Below are 16,883 nucleotides of genomic sequence, written 5' to 3'. Positions count from 1 at the left end.
CTCCACGGGATGCGCGGTGGATATGCTGTTCGGCGCATAGTAGGCTTGGCCATGGGCACGCTCCATGACCCAGCGTCTCAATCGCTTGCCGCAGCGTCCGTTCCTGCGCCATCGCCTGGGCGGCCACCGAAAGAGGTCGTTGCCGATGCCGCACCTTCGGCCGCGCCGGACAAGGATGTGCTTTCGGATGTGCTGCGCGTGATAAAGCTCACCGGCGCGCTTTTCTTCTGGGTCGATGCCTCTTCGCCCTGGAGTGTGGAAGTGCCGCGGGCGGATTCATTTGCCCATCTCATCCTGCCGCGCGCCCAACATGTGATTTCCTACCACATCATCACCCAAGGATCGGGCTCGGTCAGCATCGGCGACGGTCCGCCGATGGAATTTGCCGAAGGCGACATACTTGTGATCCCGCATGAGGATTCGTACGCGATGTGCAGTGCGCCCGGAGTGCGGTCCGGTTTGAGCCAGGAAGATTCGCTCGATTTCTTTCGCGCCATGGCGGCCGGACAACTGCCCTTCGTGGTCAACGAAGGTGGCGACGGCCCCCTCCTGACCAAATATGTCTGCGGTTTCCTTGGCTGCGATGCACGGCCGTTCAATCCTCTGCTCGGGGCCCTTCCTCCGCTGATACGCATCCGGCGCGCGGCCGGCGCACCAAGCGACCTGCTCGACCGGCTGATCGAGCTAACGCTGGCAGAGGTGTCCGTTCAACGACCTGGCGCTGAATGCATCCGCCTGCGCCTCAGCGAGCTGATATTCGTTGAGGTCGTTCGCCGCTATCTTGAGGCACTACCGCCGGAGCAGGCCGGCTGGCTGGCCGCCTTGCGCGACCCCGCCGTCGGCCGGGCCGTTGCGCTTGTCCACGAGAATCCGGCGCGTGGCTGGACAATTGAAGAACTCGCACGCGAAACCGGCGTCTCGCGGTCCGTCCTCGCGGCCCGCTTCACGCGTCTCGTCGGCTGCCCACCGATGCAGTATCTCACGCGATGGCGCGTACAACTGGCCGCACGACTGCTCACTGATGGGCTGGCCAAAGTCTCGGCGGTCGGGCGTGATGTCGGCTACGAGTCCGAAGCGGCCTTCAGCCGGAGCTTCAAGAAGCTCGCGGGCGTCTCGCCGGCTGGCTGGCGCGACGGCCGGCGCGGATAACGGGCGGCCGGAGGCCGACCCTCCCCCTACCCCTCCACAGTGCTGATCTCGGCATCGATCAGGCACCAGGGTGCATAGCGAAAATCGCGGATCTGGACGACCCGCTCGTCCCGCCATTCGACCAGCATGAAGCCGCGCACCGCGCCGTCCGGCTCCTGCGGGTTGCGGATCAGGATCGCCGGCCGGCCGTCAACAAAACCCAGCGACAGCGCCCAGTCGCTGATGCGCTCGTAATTGCCGAAATAGGTCGACACTTCAGCCTTGCCGCGCATGCGGAGCCGGGTGACCAATTCGAGCTGGACATCCTCGGCGATCAGCGCCCTGATCGCGTCGAAGTCGTGCGCGTTGAACAGATCGACATAGCGGCGCAGCCGCCGCTCGTCATCGGCGTCGAGCCGTGGCGCGGCAGCCTGTTCGGGCTCGGCTGCCAGCAGGCGCAACTGCGCCCGCCCGCGATGCAGCGCCGCCTTGGTGGCGGCCAGCGTCGCGCCGGTCACCTCGCAGGTCTCATGCAGCGAAAGGCCGAGCACGTCGACCAGGATCACGGCGCTGCGCTGCGCCACCGAGAGCTGCATGAAGCTGCGCAGGCCGGCCGTCGCGGCGAGCCTTGAGTCGGCGCTGCCGGAAGGATCCTCGATCGTGGTCATGTCGGTCTCGGTCATGCGCGACCTTTCCCGATGGCGCCGGCGCAGATGATCCTGCACGGCATTATGCGCGATGCGAAACAGCCATTGCTCGGGCCGCTCGACCGTCATGCTGCCGTCGACCGCCTGCAGCGCCTTGACCAGCGTCTCCTGGACGATGTCTTCGCCGTCGATCACCGAGCCGGCCATGCGGGCGCAGTAGCGGTGCAGTTTTGCGCGCAACCCGGAGAGCATCGCCTCAAGCGCCGGCCGATCGAACTTCGGTTGGATCATGGCGTCCATTCTATCCGGCCTTGCTCTCCTCAAGCACACGGTAGTTGCCGATGATTTTGGCAGGCGATCGCTTGACCGGCGTCGAGCGCCGTTCCGCATGGTTTTGCGTGAACGCCTCGAAGGCCGCAAGCCCGGTCAGCGCGGATGTGTCATTTCCTTCGCCGACGACATGGACGAACTCGCCGTCGTCGAGTTCGAGCACGAGATAGCGCACGCTCTGCGGCGCCGTTTCATCCAGCGTCTCGAACACTTTTGCCACCAGCGCGCGGTTCTCTTCCAGCCCGGTGTCTTTCACGCTGTAGCGAATGAGTTTGTAGCCCATGGTTCGTCTCCTGAATGGTTGGTCTGAGCAGAAGACGTTTCGCGTTCCCGAAAAGATTCTCGCACGCTATAAATTTTTTCGGCCGCCCGGATCGACTTCCACCTGCGGACGGCTAGGCAGCAGCCATCGAGGAGCAGGAGCGACGACCATGCACATCCAGTTTGCTGAACTGCCGGTATTCGACCAGGACCGCGCCAAGGCGTTCTATACCAGGCATTTCGCCTGCAAGGTGACGGCCGACGAGAAGATGGGCGATAGCGGTTGGCGCTGGATCGAGCTGAAATTTCCCGGCGCCGTGACGAACCTGCATTTTGCGAGGCGCGCCGACGACACGCCAAGCGCGGAGCCGGTGCTGGTGCTGGTCGACGACGATGTCGAGGCGACGATCGCGGCGTTGAAGGCGGGCGGCGTCGAGATCATCACCGAACCGCAGGAGGCGCCCTGGCAGCCAGGCCGCACGGTGGCGGAATTTCGCGATAGCGAGGGCAACCGCATGGTGATCGGCAGCCAATGAGCGGGTGCAGCCGGAAAACGGCCACTTAAGCAGCCCCGGCTTTGTGCGCCAAAGCATGCCTCGGCTGGTAAAGGCCAAGCGAGCCGCCACTGGGAAGCGAGACATGCGTGAGCAGGCCCCAGCCTTCATCGGTGACCGAAGTGCATTCAACATCGTGCGATTTCAGCTCTTGGATCGTAGCATTGATGTCTTCGCACATGAGATAGACTTCGTGGCTGTCGACTTCGGCGGCCGGGTGAACGGCAATCTCGGCCGGCGGCAATGCGAAGATCAACCAGCCTTCGCCAGCATCGACTGCTGGAAAACGCAGGACATTGCGAAAAAATGCGCGGTCTGCCTCGGCATCCGTGCTGTAGATGATCATGTGTGCGCCGGAAATCATGGCTCCTTATCTCCCTGAAAATGATGCGAACAAACAAGCTATTGCCGTTGCAAACGACGTTTCCGCCCGTCGACACAGCCGCTCGATATCGGCAAGCTTCAGTTGGATATAGGTCGGCCGGGCGTGATTGCAGGTGCCGAAACCCGGCGTTGCTTCAAAGACCGACGCCTGCCAGACCTCACGCTATCAGCGGAAGAAGCTGGAGATGCTGTTCGCGCACCTGCCGCCATCACCCGGCCATCGGTTTTGAGTCGACCTGGCGCGCGTTTTGGCTCTGGTCTGCGACCGGGGCGGCTGGGGCATCGATCCGGCTCAGAATGTGATCCGAGATGCCGCGCGCGATCTCCCGCTCGCCCATGATGATCAGGTCGGCGCCGAACTTCTTGAGGTAATCCACTTCGGCATCGGAATGCGCGCGGGCGATGATCTCGAGCTTTGGATTGATGGCATGGGCTTGCTCGATGAGATTGCCGCTCTCGAACGGATTAGGAATGGCGCTGATCAACCACCGGGCTGAGGCAACGTTGGCCGCCTCAAGCAGGCCCGGCTGGGTGACATTTCCCGCAATGACATCAACGCCGCGGGCGCGCAGCCGTTCTACTATCGCTTGTCGTTCCTCGATCACCAGGTAAGGCTGCCTTGCCTTTTGCAACGTCTCCGCGACCAGGCTTCCGACCCGTCCATGGCCGACAAGCACCGCGTGGTCTGTCAGGCTGGAAGCCGCGAGTTCGGGGGTTTCGGCTCTGCCTTCTTGCGTGGCGATGGTTCGCTCTCGTGCTTTCAGCCACGGCGTCAGTCGATCCAACGCCGCAAACAGCAGCGGGTTGACGAGGATCGAAAGGATGGCTCCAGCAAGCACCAGGTCACGTCCAGCCTCTGGAAGAAGCGCGAGGTCGACACCCAGTCCCGCCAGGATGAAGGAGAACTCGCCGATTTGTGCCAGGCTCAGGCCGAGTGTCAGGGCCACGTGGGACGGATAGCCGAACATCAATGCGATGGCCGATGCGGCCGTGGCATTGCCGATGACGATGATCAAAAATGTCACGCCGACGAGCAGCGGCTGCTCGACCAGGATCATCGGGTTGAACAGCATGCCGACGGAGACGAAGAAAAGCACGGCGAATGCGTCGCGCAGCGGCAGCGTTTCCTGAGCGGCCCTTTGGCTCAACTGGGATTCGGCAAGGATCATTCCTGCGAAAAACGCGCCAAGAGCAAACGAGACGCCGAACAGCTCGGCTGCCCCGAAAGCGACACCAAGGGCGATCGCCAGCACGGCCAAACGGAAAAGCTCTCGCGAGCCAGTGTGAGCAACGTAGTGAAGGATCGGCGGAATGACACGTCGCCCGACGACAACCATGATCGCGAAGAAAGCCGCCAATTTGCCCAGCGTCAGCCCGAGCGCGCTCCAGATGGTCTGCGGCTCAAACAATGTGACCAGGTCATTGCCGTCAAGGTTTGGCCTGTTGAAATTGCCACCGAGCACGCCTGCGAAGGCCGGCAACAGCACGAGCGCGAGGATCATGGCGAGGTCCTCTACGACCAGCCAGCCGACTGCGATGCGTCCGCCATCGGTTTCGAGCTGCCGCATTTCCTGCAGCGCCCGTAGGACCACGACTGTGCTTGCAACCGACAGGGCCAGTCCAAACACCACTCCGGCTCCGATCGGCCAGCCGATCGCCTGCGTCACGAGGAGCCCGAGCATGGTCACCAGAGCCATTTGACCGACAGCGCCGGGAATCGCGATCTTTCTTGCCGACAGCAGATCGTTCAGCGAAAAATGCAGCCCTATGCCAAACATCAGCAGGATCACGCCGAGCTCGGCGAGTTGGCGCGCCAGCGCCTGGTCGGCAACGAAGCCGGGCGTGAACGGGCCAATCAAGACACCAGCCACGAGGTAGCCGACCAGCGGCGACAGCCGAAGTCGGTTCGCCAACGTGCCGAGGATGAAGGCGAGTCCGAGGCCGGCGACAAGGGTTGCGATAAGTGGCGCCTGGGGCATCTTCCCAATCCAGGTTTCCGGCCACGCTTGGCGCTCGGGTCAAGCGTTGCGCGAGCCAGAGATAATGGACCCGGGGATAATGGACTAAGACGCGGCGGTCTCAACATTTTTCGCGCGGCGAACGGAAACGCGCCGGTCGGAGCGACCGTTAGTGGCTGTCGTGCTCGCCGTGCGGATGTCCGTGGCGATGATCGGCAACCGCGTTCGCCAATCTAATATTCGCCGCCGCAAGCGCCGGCATGTGCTCGAACAACTCGTGTTCCAGCGCTGCGGTGATCTTCTGCGCTTCGCTGACCGGCAGGCTTTCTTCGACGGCGATGGCAATGTCGGCGTGCAGCCTGTGACCGATCCACCGCGCCTTGGCATCGACAATGCGCGCCTGCGGCACATGCGCGGCGGCATGGTCGATGTCGCCGATGACTTCAGGATCTATACCATCGAGCATGCGGGTCAGCACCGAGCGCGCCGACTGCCAGACGATGCCGAAGATCGCAAGCGTGATGAGCAGGCCGACAATCGGGTCGGCCAGCGCAAAACCGAGCCAGACGCCGAACGCTCCGAGGACCACGGCAAGGCTGGTCAGGCCGTCGGTGCGGGCGTGGTAGCCGTCGGCAATCAGTGCGGCGCTGTTGATTTCGCGGCCGACGCGGATGCGGAACACCGCGACGGCCTCATTGCCGAGAAAGCCGACAATGCCCGCCGCCGCCAGCCAGCCCAGATGCGTCACCACGCGTGGATTGATCAAACGGTCGATGGCCTGGTAACCGGCGACGATGGCGCTGAACAGGATGATCCCGACGATGATCATCCCGGCCAGGTCCTCGACCCGGCCCAGGCCGTAGGTGAAGATCGGCGACGGCTTGCGCCGGGCCAGCAGGAAGGCGATCCACAGCGGAATGGCGGTGGTGGCGTCACCGATGTTGTGGACCGTGTCGGCCAGCAGCGCCACGCTGCCCGACAGCGCGACCACGACCATCTGCATCGCCGCGGTGATTGCCAGGATGACGAACGACCATTTTATCGCCCATATGCCGCGGTCGGTCGTGGCAATGGTCGTATCGATGACCCCGTGGCTATGCGACCCGCTCACATGATCGTGATGGCCATGACCATGCGCGGCGTGATCGCGCGGCCCGAACCCGAACCAGTCGAGGATGCGCGCGCCGAGCACAGGCATTTGACAGCTCACAAATATTTCGCCAGTTCCTTGAGTTCCGCCAGCGAGTTGCCGCCGGCTTCCGCGGAGTCCGTCAGGCAATGCTCGATATGATCGTGGATCAGTTCGCGCTTTGCACTGCTGATGGCGCTCTCCACGGCGTGGAGCTGCTGCGCCAGGTCAACGCAAGGACGATGCGCCTCGAACATCGACAGCACCGCCGCAAGATGGCCTTGCGCGCGCTTCAGACGCTTCACGATAGCCGGATGCGAACGGTGGATGCCTTCGGACATGCCTGTTTTGTATCCTCCCGGGGAGGATGTAGTCAAATCTTGCTTGAGCCCACCTTGAGTCCATCACAAATCGGAGAAGGACGGCCAGCTGCCTCCTGCGGGCGGCGGCGGCCCGTATTATTTCGTGACCGTATTGCGCTGGAACCTTCCCCTCGCACCAGCGTTCGGGGCGCTGTATTCGCGATGCCCCTATGTCTGGGCAAACATCGTAGGCGACGGGCGAATACCGGCGGGGAGGCAAAAAAGCGTGGGTTGGGGAGGAGCATGTTGTCATGTCGAACCGTGAAATTGGAACGTCCCAAACATTGGGGCTGCGCATCGCTGATCTCAAGGCCAGGATGCGGAGCGCCCGGATTACCGAGCACGAGATGAAAATTTTTCAGAAGGTAGCCGCTGTCATGGGAGGAGATGAAGGCTCCCTGCGGATCGATGCCGACGACCTGATTGCCGCATCTTTCGTCGTCGAGGACGAGCCCAGGGCAAACTGACGATCGTGGCGCCCCCGGGCGATCAGCGTCGGGGCGCGTGCGAGGCTCGAAATGTTGGCGCTCTACGGCGCCCCCCTCTGTCCTGCCAACTTTGCCATGATGTCCGGAGGCGACCTGTCGCAACGGAGGGCCGCAGCTCACACGTCCGGATACTCCACTCGAGAAATCCAGATATCCACCCCGGCGGCTTTCTGTTAGCAAATATTCACCTCAGGTGGCGGGGAAGACCTGACTTGCCGGAACGATCACGCAAAACTATGGCGCCACGGCCGAACGCCGGCTGGCCACGCCCCTCGCCTAGCGCCGGAGCCAGTCTGCCAGGCGTCAGCCTTTGCCGTGCCCTTTCAAAGCTTGGCCTGTGCTCGCGCAAGCAGGCGGAAATTCTGGTCGCCGAAGGGCGCGTCCGGGTCGCCGGCAAAATCGTGCGCAACGGCGCGCTGCGCGTCGATCCCGGCCGCGACCGCATCGAGGTCGACGGCAGCCGCGTCGTCGCCTCGCGCAAGGTCTATCTGATGATCAACAAGCCGCGCGGCCTGGTCACCACCCGCAACGACCCGCAGGACCGCGGCACCGTCTACGACTGCCTGGCAGAACTCGACCTGCCCTTCGTGTCGCCGGTCGGCCGCCTCGACAAGGCCAGCGAAGGCCTGCTCTTGATGACCAACGACACCCGCTTCGCCCAGCGCCTGCTCGACCCCGCTTCGCACGTCGCCAAGATCTATCATGTGCAGATCGGCGCCCTGCCCGACGCGGCCCTGCTGGCGCGGTTGCGCGCCGGCGCCACGGTCGATGGCGAAGATTTGACGGCGCGGTCGATCGACATCCTGCGCAGCGGCGCCAGCACCGCCTGGCTGGAAGTCACCCTCGACGAGGGCCGCAACCGCCACATCCGCCGGCTGCTCGGCGCGCACGATGTCGAGGTGCTTCGCTTGGTGCGGGTGGCGATCGGCCGCTTGCGGCTCGGCGACCTCGCCAAGGGCAAGGCCCGCCACCTCACGGCCGAAGAACTGGCGCTGTTTCAAGGCTGAGCGAAGGCGCCGAAGCGACCCGGCAAAGCGGAACGGCAAGCCCATTGCTTCAGGTTGGCGCTGCCCCTCACCTGCCTGCCGGCATCCTCTCCCCGTATAGTGACGGGGAGAGGGCACTCTCTTCGCCGGTTTCGCCAATCACCAGCGTTGCAGAATATTCACCTAGGTCGCCGCCAGCCACTTCTCCCCGTCACTATACGGGGAGAAGTGCCCGGCAGGGCGACGAGGGGCGGCGCCGACTTCGATAATTCGTCGCCTCTAATGCGAACGCGCTATGTCCCGCCCCGCTACTCGGCCGGGACCGGGCTGAGGCCGGGATCGCCCAGCGCGTGCGGCCTGGATTCCTTGCGTGCCCGCCTGGATGCCGTTGGCGATGAAGTCGAGCCCGAGCATGAAGATGCCCAACCCGCCGATCACCGGCACGGGGATGTCCTTGAAGATATCGATGTCCATGTCACGCAGTCCCCAACAAGCCGCCATCACGGCGCGATATGAATTTCAGTTCAGGTGCTGTGCCAAGCAGCAGCCTGGTTCTTCCGGTCAGTTTGCGACGGGCCCCTGCCCTGCCCAGTATTGCTCGAGCCGCTGATCTTCGCCGATTTGCGCCGGAGTGACGCAAAGCCTGCTGGAAACATCATGGCGATCCCCGACGCGCGAACAAATAGCTAGTTTTTAGTCTTGGCAGATATCAACAGTCATCCGCCCGGCGAACGAACGTCGGCAGAGAAACAACACCGCTCACCGTATAAACCTTGGTTAACGATTGGATGACAAAGATCTTTGTGGGCGAGATTTTTATTTTTCCGCGATTGCCGCGGTTGCCTGAAGAATTGTTCGGCAGCCAATCGCTTCAGCTTTGCGCTGCCCCTCACCTGCCTGCCGGCACCCTCTCCCCGTACAGTGACGAGGAGAGGGGCGCTCTCATCGATGGTTTCGCCAATCACCAGCGTTGCAGAATATCCGCCACGGTGCGACCAGTCCCTTCTCCCCGTCACACGGGGAGAAGTGCCCGGCAGGGCGATGAGGGGCGGCGCCGACTCCGACAACTGATCCCCTTGGCACGAAGTTGCTGGTCGCCTCCACGCAGGGACAGCCCTATTTCGCGTCGTGGAAGATAATGCCGACGGTATGGCGCAGGCCGGAGCGAAGCCGGCTGACGCCGTGCCTGAGATTGACGCGGTAACTGCCTTTGCTGCCCTGCACCGGACGATTGTGGACCGCGAAGGCGACTGCATCGCCCTGGCGCAGCGGCACCACCTCGGCGCGGCTCTGCATGCGCGGGCGCTGTTCGGTCAGCACGAACTCGCCGCCGGTGAAATCCTTATCCGGTTCCGATAGCAGGATTGCCACCTGCAGCGGGAAGGCAAGATCGCCGTAGAGATCCTGATGCAGGCAGTTGAAGTCGCCAGGGCCATACTGGAGCAGGAGCGGCGTCGGCCGCGTTTGGCCCTGCTCGTGGCATTGCTTGAGGAACGCGGCGTGTTCGTCCGGGTAGCGCTGGGCGATGCCCATGCGCTCGTTCCAGTCGTTGGCGACGGCGGCAAGGCGCGGATAGAGTGCGGTGCGCAAGCCGCCGATCAGTTCTGGCAAGGGATAGCGGAAGTAGCGGTACTCGCCCTTGCCGAAGCCGTGCCGCGCCATGTGGACATGGCTGCGGAAATGGCCTTCGTCGGGATAGAGCCCGGCGATCTCCCGGCATTCTTGCTGTGTCAGCAGCTTTTCCATCACCGCGCAGCCATAGCCGCTCATCTCCTCGGCCAGTGCCTGCCAGTCATATCCGGCGACGCGCGCTTCCGCCGATCGGACCGCTGCTTCTGGAACCGTGTGTATGGTCATGGCTCTGCCTCCTCTGGCTTCATCGGCTTCTGCAATCAGATGGGTGAATCGGCGCGTGCAAACCACCCGTTTCCTGCCAAGGGGTGTTGCACAGAGCGAAGCGTCACCCGCGCCCCCCGCCCAGGCCTGTTTGACTAGCGATTTCAATGCCTCCAGCGAGGCACCGGTTCGGGTTCCTCAGGCGCCGGCTTTGGCAGTTTTGCCGCCGGACGTGGCGAGGTAGAGGACGGCGCCGAGCATGATCGTCGCGCCGAGCACGCCTGCCGACGACGTCCGCTCGCCCATGAAAAGCGCGGCACCCAACGCGCCGAACCCACTTTCGGCGCTAAGCATCACCGCCGCGTGACTGGCCGAGGTGAAGCGCTGGGCGACGGTCTGGATGCTGAAGCCGACGGCGGTCGAGAACACGCCAAGCACAAGCAATTGCGGCCAGGCGTCGATCACGGTGGCAGGCGACAGATTGCCGTGCAACAGGCCGAACGGCAGGGTGACCACCGCCGCGCCGAGGCATTGCGTCGCCATGGCGGTGAACGGACGTCCGTAGGTTTGCGCATGGCGGCCGAGTTCGACCATCCACAGCGCAAAGCAGACCGCCGACAGCATGATCGCCGCATCGCCGCGGTTGAAGCTCGCGATGCCGCCGGACAGGAGCAGCGCGCCGACCACCGACAGGCCGGCGGCGAGCCCAACGGTCGTTGTCAATCGCTCGCCGATCAGCAGCCGCGCCGCAATCGGCGTCATCACCGTCGACGTGCTGACCAGAAAGCTGGCATTGGTCACTGACGTGCCGAGATAGCCGATCTGCTGAAAAACGACCGCGACCGCAAACAACGCGCTTACCCTTGCCAGGCTGGCGCGATAGAGGCCGCCTGCCGGCTGTCGGGGTTCGGTGGCGATCAGCGGCAGGACCATAAGCCCGCCGATCAGGCAGCGCATGCCGACCGCGCTCAACGGGTCGAGATGGTCGAGAATAGTCTTTTGCGGGACATTGCCGAAGCCCCACAGAGCTGCGGCAAACAGAACAACAAGGTTGGCATGGAGCTTCGACATCGGCCTCCCCTCGCTTGGATGTCGAGGGAAGGCTGGCAGATGCCCGTTTACGGATCGCCTACGCGCTGGCATCGAGCTGTGGTGGCGAGGAACCCAGGCTGGAGCGAGGCCGCGATCCTTCACGCCCCCTCTGGCCTGCCCTCTTTGCCCCCACTTGGCATCTCCCCCACGAGGGGGGAGATCGGCAGTTTCGCCGTTGCGCGACTCTTCCAGGCCGAACAGGGCTAACGGAAAAATCAGACATTCATGGCAATGTTAAACCCGCCTGCCCGAATGAAGGTCAGGCGACGGCTGGGTGCTGGCCCATCGACAAGAAAAGGATTGCGCATGTCATCCTTGCTCAACACAGGACGTTCATCGCTTAAGCGCAGTCTGATCATGCTGGCAGTCCTGGCGTTTTGCATCCTGCCGGCCGGGGCGTTGGAGCCCGTTGATCGCCCGGAATCGCCAGACACTGTGGCCTTCAATGTTCAGAACAACGGCAAGTCGGTCCCAGTCACGTTGCGACAGCTGGAAAAGCTCGGTCTCTACCGGGTCACCACCGCAAGTCCATTTGAAAAGGGGCAGCTTACATTTGAAGGCGTCCTGTTCCGCGATGTGCTCAAGCTCGTTGGATTGGAAGGCGAGGATTCCGTTGTTCTGCGGGCGGTGGACGAATATGTGCAGATAATTCCGCGCCAAGATTGGACGGAAGGTCCTCTCCTGCTTGCCACCCGCCAGGACGGAAAATTGCTGACCCGACGCACGCAAGGTCCGACCCGGCTGGTCTATCCGCTCAACGACCACCCGGCCTTCGATACGCCAATCCACAAACCACGGTGGGTCTGGCTGATCAAGACGCTCGAGCCTGGCGGCTGATCGAGTTCCGGCGTGGCTCGAATGGCACGCTTTGGATCGAGAGGCTGGCGCGTTCCCATCACCTACGGGACCGCCATTGCGGCTGCAGCAGCCAGCTCTGCCGTCCTGATCACCGTACTGTTTCTCAGCCTCAGCAAGATCGAATATTCGCTGCCGCGGTTCGGCTTTTTCGCCATCCGCGAGTTCCACATTGCAATACGCGATGTAACCCACCTCAAAGACATGACATCGCTCGCCCAGGCAGCCCCCGGCTCAGCAGACAGCCTTGAGCAGTTATCGGCGGCGAACGACCTGGTCTACATCCGTTTCAAGCGGATCGACGGCACCGGGACAGCGAGCGAGATTCCCGCCTACGCAAGTATCGTTCCGCGTGTCGTTGACGCGGTGACACGGCTTGATGCCATGATTGCGGCCGGGCCGCCTCTCGATGAAAATATATTGAAAGAAATGGGGCTGGAACTCGAGCATCTCGTAGCGAGGATGAACGACGAATATTACAAATATGGAGATGAGATCAACGTAGATCTCTATTCGGCGGAAAAAAGCCTGAAGAGATTCAACTACCAGATTGCATTCGCTCTGGCGGTCTTGTCGCTGCTGGCGATCGGAACTGCCGTATTGCTCATCGGCCGTCGGGAAACGATAAGGAAACTGGAGTTTCTGGCCTGGCGCGACGCGACGACGGAATTGAAGAACCGTGCCTGGATGTCAGCCAACAGGGACGTGATGCTGGACCGGGCAAGGCTGGCCGGCAAGCAACTCCGCCTTTTCCTGATAGATTTGGATCATTTCAAGGGCGTGAACGATACGTTCGGTCATCACATCGGTGATCTGCTGCTGAAAGCCGTCGCCGAAATCCTGCAATCGGTCGAACGGCCCGACGAAGTTGTCGCCATCCGTTTGGGCGGTGACGAGTTCGCCGTCATGGCGATCGGGGACCGGCACGCGGCAGCCGATGCGCTCGGCGATCGGCTTCGCGAGCAATTGAACCGGTTTGCCGAACTCGCGGGCCACCACGTGCGGATGGGAGCCAGTATCGGCATGGCGTGTTTCCCCGAACATGGTTCGGATATTTCCACCCTGTTGCGCAACGCGGACAGCGCTCTTTATGTCGCCAAAGCCGAAGGACGCTCTGGCTTCGTGACGTTCTCGCCTGCAATCCTCAATCAGTTCGATATGCAGCTCGGCGAAGAAGCTGGGATCAAGCGTGCGCTTAACTGCGACGAGTTCTTTCTGGTTTGGCAACCGCAGTTCGAGCTGGCAACCGGCCGCATGATCGGCGCCGAGGCGCTTGTGCGCTGGCGCGATCCCACTTCGGGAGCGATTCGTCTGCCGATGTCATTCATTCCAATTGCCGAACGAAGCGACCTGATACTGGAAGTCGACAAGGTTGTGCTGAGCAAGGCTTGCCTGCAGGCAGCTCGATGGGCGCCACTATCTGCCGATGATTTCGTTTGCTCGGTCAATCTTTCGGGCAAAAGCCTTCAGAACGATGCGTACTTCGCCCACCTTGTTCTGGTGCTGCAACAAACAGGACTGCCGCCCTCGCGCCTGCAACTGGAAATAACGGAGGGGGTGCTTATCCAGAACAGCCGAAACGCTTTGAACATGCTGACGGAAATTCGAAATATCGGCGTCGGTCTGGCACTCGACGATTTTGGATCCGGCTATTCAAGCTTCGGCTACCTTGCCGATTTCAACCTCGATCGGCTGAAGATCGACCGATCGTTCTTGAGCGGTCTGGAAGCGTCGAAGAAAAAACAGAACGTCGTTCGAGGCATTATAGCACTGGCCAATTCCCTCGGCTTGACCGTTCTGGCAGAGGGGGTGGAAAACGAAGCGCAGCTCGATTTCCTGATTGCCGAGCGTTGTCACAGCGCTCAGGGGTTTTTCCTGTCCCAACCGATCGAAGAAAATCGGCTGACGAACCACCTGGCTGCGAGGCGAGGCAGGATGAAAGATACGGACAAGTTCAGGCTGGGCCTGTCTGCGTAGAGCGTTTGCACAGAGGATGTGGTCCTGAGCCTGAAAGCGTTGCTGCCGGCCGGCCTCCAGATGCGAAATCCTATGCGAACAAGCCTACTGCTCGATCGTAAAAATGGTCGAGAGCGCAGCGCCTGGCGGCAATCCGGGCGGCTTCAACCAATTCCTCGCGACCCGAGGCGCCGTCCTTGTAGGTTGCGATGACCACGCGCGCGATCATTTCGGCGTCCTCGTTGTCGAGCTCCGCTTCGCCGGACCGCAAAATTTCCCGAACCACACCCCTCAAGAGATCCAGTTCAATGGTTGAAAAGACGCCCATATAGGGCGCGGATTTGCACTCCACGGCCATCTGAATTCCTCCCGCCGTGACGATATCAAACACGCGACAGATTACAACTAAAGTATTAGGCGAGCGCGCGCTTTGGGAGGTGCCCGTAGGCGTTGAAACGGAATGGGATTAGTCTGCGCGGTCTCGGGCTTAAAGGACGCGGGCAAAAGAATGGATTTCAGTTCAGGCCAAGGCTATTTCCTCATCGGTGGCCTCATCCTGATCGGTGCTGGGCTGCTGATCCTTTCGCTGATCGTCAATGCTCGTGTGGCGCACAGCGTGCGCCACGACATGCGCCATCGTGAAAAGCTGCTGGAATATTATCGCAACATCTTTTCCCAGCTCGGGGTCATCCTGATCGGAATTGGCGTTTCTCTGTTCATCTTCTTTTTTCAGCAGAATTATCAGGATCAGCGCAAACGCGAAACGGAGCTCCAGCTGGTTCTTGCCAAACTGGCCGCGCGCATTGCTCGCGGCGCCGCCGTCGTCGAATACCTTGGCGAATTCGATGCGCTGCTCGATGATGGCGGTCCTTATATCAGCCCGGAACTCGGTGGAACGAATGCCGCGATCAGCGCCCACGGGGCGGAACTCGGCAAGCAGGTCGCCGAGATCCTTCTGGTTGAGCGCGACGTTGAAGTTCAAGCGTTCGAGATCCTGAACCTATCGCGCGATTTCGAAGCATCGTTCGTCGTCAACGAACTCAATCCCGCGCTGTGGTTCAACATCGTCCAGGATGAGAGCGAGATCAAATATGCCACCACTCAGCTCGCCCTCGACTACAAGGACCTGCAGGATGCGATCGGCGGAGACTCGATCGCGGTTGCGATCGCAAATCCTGAAAAGGAGGCAAAGATCAAGCAGGAGGTGCTCGACATCTTTTATGATGCCGATCTCTTGCGCCAGCGCAGCAGGAGACTTCTCGGCCGTGCGTGCTGGCTTTTCAGCGAGGGGCGCAGCTTCGTCAAGCTTGGACCGGTCGACGAGATCGAGGCCGATGCCAGGTCGCACCAGGAATGGATCGATCGGTCGAAACGCTTCCTGACGCAGTTGAAGTCGGGAAGCGGCGATTGTTTCAAATTGCTCCAGTTCAACCCGGCGCCCTGAGTTGAGAACGCGCCGGCAAGCGGCCCGCCGCCCCGCCGCGGCCTGGCCTAATCGCTGCTCATGCAGAACCGGATGACCATTCCGATCCAAGGCTCTATAACGGGCCGACAGAATTGCGATGATCAAGGGGAGACGATGCGCTACATACGTCCGCTTTCAATGGAAGATGCCGTTGGCCAGTTGGCCGGCTCGCCCGGCACCGCCGCCATTCTCGCCGGAGGCAGCGACCTCCTGGTGAGAATGAAAGGCGGCTTTATCGAGCCCGACCTGATCGTCGACATCAAGGCAATCGACGGACTGGGCGAGATCAGGGAAACGGCGGAAGGCTTCAGCATCGGTGCCGCGGTGTCCTGCGCCCTGATGGGAGAGAGCGCGGCCTTGAACAGGGAATGGCCGGGCGTCGTCGAAGCGGCCAAGCTGATTGGCTCGAAACAGGTGCAGGGTCGCTGCACGATCGTCGGCAATCTTTGCAACGCCTCGCCGGCCGCCGACAGCGTGCCGGCGCTGGTGGCAGCCGGCGCCAGGGCATCGATTGTCGGGCCAGAAGGCAGGCGCACGGTCGCGGTGGAGGCAGTCCCGACCGGGCCTGGCAAGACGTCGCTCGCCAAGGGAGAAATCATCGAGGCGATCCTGCTCGACAGGCGCGCGCCGCGCTCCGGCGATGCCTATCTGCGTTTCATTCCACGCACGGAGATGGACATCGCCGTGGTCAGCGCCGGGGTGAACCTGACGCTCGACGAGCAAGGTGTCGTCAAATCGGCCCGCGTGGCGCTGGGTGCCGTGGCGCCGACGGTGCTGCTGGTGGAAGAGGCGGCCGAGGCCCTCATCGGCAGGAAACTTGACGAAGCAGCACTTGAGCGGCTCGCCAAGGTCTGCTCGGGGGCCTGCCGCCCCATCGACGACAAGCGGGGCACGGTCGAGTTCAGAAGAAAAGTTGCGGGTGTGCTGGCCAGGCGGGCCGCCACGACCGCCTATGCGCGTACAGGAGGCAAGTGATGGCCGCAATTGCAGTCTCAACGACGATCAACGGCGACAATGTCGAGTACCTTTGCCACCCGGACGAGACGCTGCTCGACGTGCTGCGCGACCGCCTCGGGCTGACCGGCGCCAAGGAAGGCTGCGGCACCGGCGACTGCGGCGCCTGTAGCATCATCCTCGACGACCGGCTGGTGTGCTCGTGCCTGGTGCTTGGCGCGGAGACCGAGGGCCGGCGCGTCGAGACCATCGAGGGCATGGCGCACGGCGACAGGCTGCATCCGCTGCAGCAGAAGTTCCTCGAACACGCAGCGCTGCAATGCGGCGTCTGCACGCCGGGCTTCCTGATCGCGGCGAAAGACCTGCTGGCCAAGAACCCCGACCCGACCGAGGAGGAAATCCGCTTCGGCCTCGCCGGGAACCTCTGCCGCTGCACCGGCTATGACAAGATCGTGCGCGCCGTTCAGGACGCCGCAAGCGTGATGAAGGGAGCCTGAC

Annotated in this window: 19 protein-coding genes; 9 read left to right on the top strand and 10 right to left on the bottom strand. The window is 62.3% G+C overall.

Translation table 11 applies throughout. The annotated features are described in order from the left end of the window. Window positions 1–51 precede the first annotated feature (51 nt). The gene (locus tag AC0L18_RS14260; RefSeq protein WP_473492852.1) at window positions 52–1,149 is read left to right on the top strand and encodes an AraC family transcriptional regulator; all 1,098 of its coding nucleotides are present in this window, start codon (window positions 52–54) and stop codon (window positions 1,147–1,149) included. Window positions 1,150–1,175: 26 nt separating this feature from the next. Here AC0L18_RS14260 and AC0L18_RS14255 read toward each other — a convergent pair whose 3' ends face one another. Together AC0L18_RS14255 and AC0L18_RS14250 are read right to left on the bottom strand one after the other, a co-directional pair. Then, on the bottom strand, window positions 1,176–2,066 hold the full coding sequence (locus AC0L18_RS14255; RefSeq protein ID WP_473492851.1) for a sigma-70 family RNA polymerase sigma factor: 891 nt from the start codon (window positions 2,064–2,066) through the stop codon (window positions 1,176–1,178). 10 nt (window positions 2,067–2,076) lie between these two features. Continuing rightward, on the bottom strand, window positions 2,077–2,388 hold the full coding sequence (locus AC0L18_RS14250; RefSeq protein WP_023799082.1) for a hypothetical protein: 312 nt from the start codon (window positions 2,386–2,388) through the stop codon (window positions 2,077–2,079). Between the two features lie 148 nt (window positions 2,389–2,536). Here AC0L18_RS14250 and AC0L18_RS14245 point away from each other — a divergent pair, with 148 nt between their 5' ends. Further along, window positions 2,537–2,902, top strand: coding sequence for a VOC family protein (locus AC0L18_RS14245; RefSeq protein WP_473492850.1), 366 nt, complete (start codon window positions 2,537–2,539; stop codon window positions 2,900–2,902). A gap of 25 nt (window positions 2,903–2,927) precedes the next feature. On the opposite strand, the gene AC0L18_RS14240 is transcribed toward AC0L18_RS14245, so the two are convergent. The 4 genes from AC0L18_RS14240 to AC0L18_RS14225 all read right to left on the bottom strand — a co-directional run bounded on the left by AC0L18_RS14240 (window position 2,928) and on the right by AC0L18_RS14225 (window position 6,732). Then, window positions 2,928–3,284 carry a VOC family protein gene (locus AC0L18_RS14240; protein ID WP_023799084.1) on the bottom strand — a complete coding sequence of 119 codons (357 nt, stop codon included), beginning with the start codon at window positions 3,282–3,284 and terminating at the stop codon, window positions 2,928–2,930. A gap of 229 nt (window positions 3,285–3,513) precedes the next feature. Then, a complete protein-coding gene (locus tag AC0L18_RS14235) occupies window positions 3,514–5,283 on the bottom strand; it encodes a cation:proton antiporter domain-containing protein (RefSeq protein WP_473492849.1) in 1,770 nt (589 codons plus the stop codon). Between the two features lie 148 nt (window positions 5,284–5,431). After that, entirely contained in the window at window positions 5,432–6,460 is a 1,029-nt protein-coding gene (locus AC0L18_RS14230; RefSeq protein WP_473492847.1) for a cation diffusion facilitator family transporter, read from the bottom strand. A gap of 8 nt (window positions 6,461–6,468) precedes the next feature. Then, complete coding sequence (locus tag AC0L18_RS14225) at window positions 6,469–6,732, bottom strand: metal-sensing transcriptional repressor (RefSeq protein ID WP_473492846.1); 264 nt, start codon at window positions 6,730–6,732, stop codon at window positions 6,469–6,471. 272 nt (window positions 6,733–7,004) lie between these two features. Here AC0L18_RS14225 and AC0L18_RS14220 point away from each other — a divergent pair, with 272 nt between their 5' ends. Beyond that, window positions 7,005–7,220 (top strand): hypothetical protein, encoded by a 216-nt coding sequence (locus AC0L18_RS14220; RefSeq protein WP_473492845.1) that lies wholly within the window; start codon window positions 7,005–7,007, stop codon window positions 7,218–7,220. A 257-nt stretch (window positions 7,221–7,477) separates the two neighbouring features. Beyond that, a complete protein-coding gene (locus AC0L18_RS14215) occupies window positions 7,478–8,248 on the top strand; it encodes a pseudouridine synthase (RefSeq protein WP_473492960.1) in 771 nt (256 codons plus the stop codon). Between the two features lie 258 nt (window positions 8,249–8,506). Here AC0L18_RS14215 and AC0L18_RS14210 read toward each other — a convergent pair whose 3' ends face one another. The 3 genes from AC0L18_RS14210 to AC0L18_RS14200 form a co-directional block, all read right to left on the bottom strand. Continuing rightward, window positions 8,507–8,701: a hypothetical protein gene (locus AC0L18_RS14210; protein ID WP_473492844.1), complete on the bottom strand. Its 195-nt coding sequence runs from the start codon at window positions 8,699–8,701 to the stop codon at window positions 8,507–8,509. A gap of 642 nt (window positions 8,702–9,343) precedes the next feature. Then, a complete protein-coding gene (locus AC0L18_RS14205) occupies window positions 9,344–10,084 on the bottom strand; it encodes a 2OG-Fe(II) oxygenase (RefSeq protein WP_473492842.1) in 741 nt (246 codons plus the stop codon). 177 nt (window positions 10,085–10,261) lie between these two features. Continuing rightward, window positions 10,262–11,134: a DMT family transporter gene (locus AC0L18_RS14200; RefSeq protein WP_473492841.1), complete on the bottom strand. Its 873-nt coding sequence runs from the start codon at window positions 11,132–11,134 to the stop codon at window positions 10,262–10,264. Between the two features lie 327 nt (window positions 11,135–11,461). Between AC0L18_RS14200 and AC0L18_RS14195 the strand changes: the two genes are divergently transcribed. Then, on the top strand, window positions 11,462–11,992 hold the full coding sequence (locus AC0L18_RS14195) for a putative pterin-binding protein (RefSeq protein WP_473492839.1): 531 nt from the start codon (window positions 11,462–11,464) through the stop codon (window positions 11,990–11,992). Between the two features lie 21 nt (window positions 11,993–12,013). Continuing rightward, on the top strand, window positions 12,014–13,987 hold the full coding sequence (locus AC0L18_RS14190; protein WP_473492838.1) for a putative bifunctional diguanylate cyclase/phosphodiesterase: 1,974 nt from the start codon (window positions 12,014–12,016) through the stop codon (window positions 13,985–13,987). Window positions 13,988–14,057: 70 nt separating this feature from the next. On the opposite strand, the gene AC0L18_RS14185 is transcribed toward AC0L18_RS14190, so the two are convergent. Then, the gene (locus AC0L18_RS14185) at window positions 14,058–14,357 is read right to left on the bottom strand and encodes a hypothetical protein (protein WP_236377448.1); all 300 of its coding nucleotides are present in this window, start codon (window positions 14,355–14,357) and stop codon (window positions 14,058–14,060) included. Window positions 14,358–14,474: 117 nt separating this feature from the next. On the opposite strand from AC0L18_RS14185, the gene AC0L18_RS14180 reads away from it, so the two are divergent. From AC0L18_RS14180 to AC0L18_RS14170, 3 genes are all read left to right on the top strand, one after another. Continuing rightward, window positions 14,475–15,410, top strand: coding sequence for a hypothetical protein (locus AC0L18_RS14180; protein ID WP_473492836.1), 936 nt, complete (start codon window positions 14,475–14,477; stop codon window positions 15,408–15,410). Between the two features lie 135 nt (window positions 15,411–15,545). Continuing rightward, a complete protein-coding gene (locus AC0L18_RS14175; protein ID WP_473492834.1) occupies window positions 15,546–16,406 on the top strand; it encodes an FAD binding domain-containing protein in 861 nt (286 codons plus the stop codon). Then, window positions 16,406–16,882 carry a (2Fe-2S)-binding protein gene (locus tag AC0L18_RS14170; RefSeq protein ID WP_128246968.1) on the top strand — a complete coding sequence of 159 codons (477 nt, stop codon included), beginning with the start codon at window positions 16,406–16,408 and terminating at the stop codon, window positions 16,880–16,882. Before AC0L18_RS14175 ends, AC0L18_RS14170 begins: the two co-directional genes overlap by 1 nt. Window position 16,883: the final 1 nt, after the last annotated feature.

Source organism: Mesorhizobium sp. WSM4819 (assembly GCF_055811215.1).
This window is presented reverse-complemented; position numbering and strand designations above follow the sequence as displayed.

Coding starts and splice junctions, on each gene's coding strand:
- AC0L18_RS14250 (WP_023799082.1), bottom strand. CDS start 2,388: ATGGGCTACAAACTCATTCGCTACAGCGTGAAAGACACCGGGCTGGAA.
- AC0L18_RS14180 (WP_473492836.1), top strand. CDS start 14,475: ATGGATTTCAGTTCAGGCCAAGGCTATTTCCTCATCGGTGGCCTCATC.
- AC0L18_RS14235 (WP_473492849.1), bottom strand. CDS start 5,283: ATGCCCCAGGCGCCACTTATCGCAACCCTTGTCGCCGGCCTCGGACTC.
- AC0L18_RS14170 (WP_128246968.1), top strand. CDS start 16,406: ATGGCCGCAATTGCAGTCTCAACGACGATCAACGGCGACAATGTCGAG.
- AC0L18_RS14210 (WP_473492844.1), bottom strand. CDS start 8,701: ATGGACATCGATATCTTCAAGGACATCCCCGTGCCGGTGATCGGCGGG.
- AC0L18_RS14245 (WP_473492850.1), top strand. CDS start 2,537: ATGCACATCCAGTTTGCTGAACTGCCGGTATTCGACCAGGACCGCGCC.
- AC0L18_RS14260 (WP_473492852.1), top strand. CDS start 52: ATGGGCACGCTCCATGACCCAGCGTCTCAATCGCTTGCCGCAGCGTCC.
- AC0L18_RS14205 (WP_473492842.1), bottom strand. CDS start 10,084: ATGACCATACACACGGTTCCAGAAGCAGCGGTCCGATCGGCGGAAGCG.
- AC0L18_RS14240 (WP_023799084.1), bottom strand. CDS start 3,284: ATGATTTCCGGCGCACACATGATCATCTACAGCACGGATGCCGAGGCA.
- AC0L18_RS14190 (WP_473492838.1), top strand. CDS start 12,014: ATGGCACGCTTTGGATCGAGAGGCTGGCGCGTTCCCATCACCTACGGG.
- AC0L18_RS14230 (WP_473492847.1), bottom strand. CDS start 6,460: ATGCCTGTGCTCGGCGCGCGCATCCTCGACTGGTTCGGGTTCGGGCCG.
- AC0L18_RS14225 (WP_473492846.1), bottom strand. CDS start 6,732: ATGTCCGAAGGCATCCACCGTTCGCATCCGGCTATCGTGAAGCGTCTG.
- AC0L18_RS14200 (WP_473492841.1), bottom strand. CDS start 11,134: ATGTCGAAGCTCCATGCCAACCTTGTTGTTCTGTTTGCCGCAGCTCTG.
- AC0L18_RS14195 (WP_473492839.1), top strand. CDS start 11,462: ATGTCATCCTTGCTCAACACAGGACGTTCATCGCTTAAGCGCAGTCTG.
- AC0L18_RS14255 (WP_473492851.1), bottom strand. CDS start 2,066: ATGATCCAACCGAAGTTCGATCGGCCGGCGCTTGAGGCGATGCTCTCC.
- AC0L18_RS14175 (WP_473492834.1), top strand. CDS start 15,546: ATGCGCTACATACGTCCGCTTTCAATGGAAGATGCCGTTGGCCAGTTG.
- AC0L18_RS14220 (WP_473492845.1), top strand. CDS start 7,005: ATGTCGAACCGTGAAATTGGAACGTCCCAAACATTGGGGCTGCGCATC.
- AC0L18_RS14215 (WP_473492960.1), top strand. CDS start 7,478: ATGGCGCCACGGCCGAACGCCGGCTGGCCACGCCCCTCGCCTAGCGCC.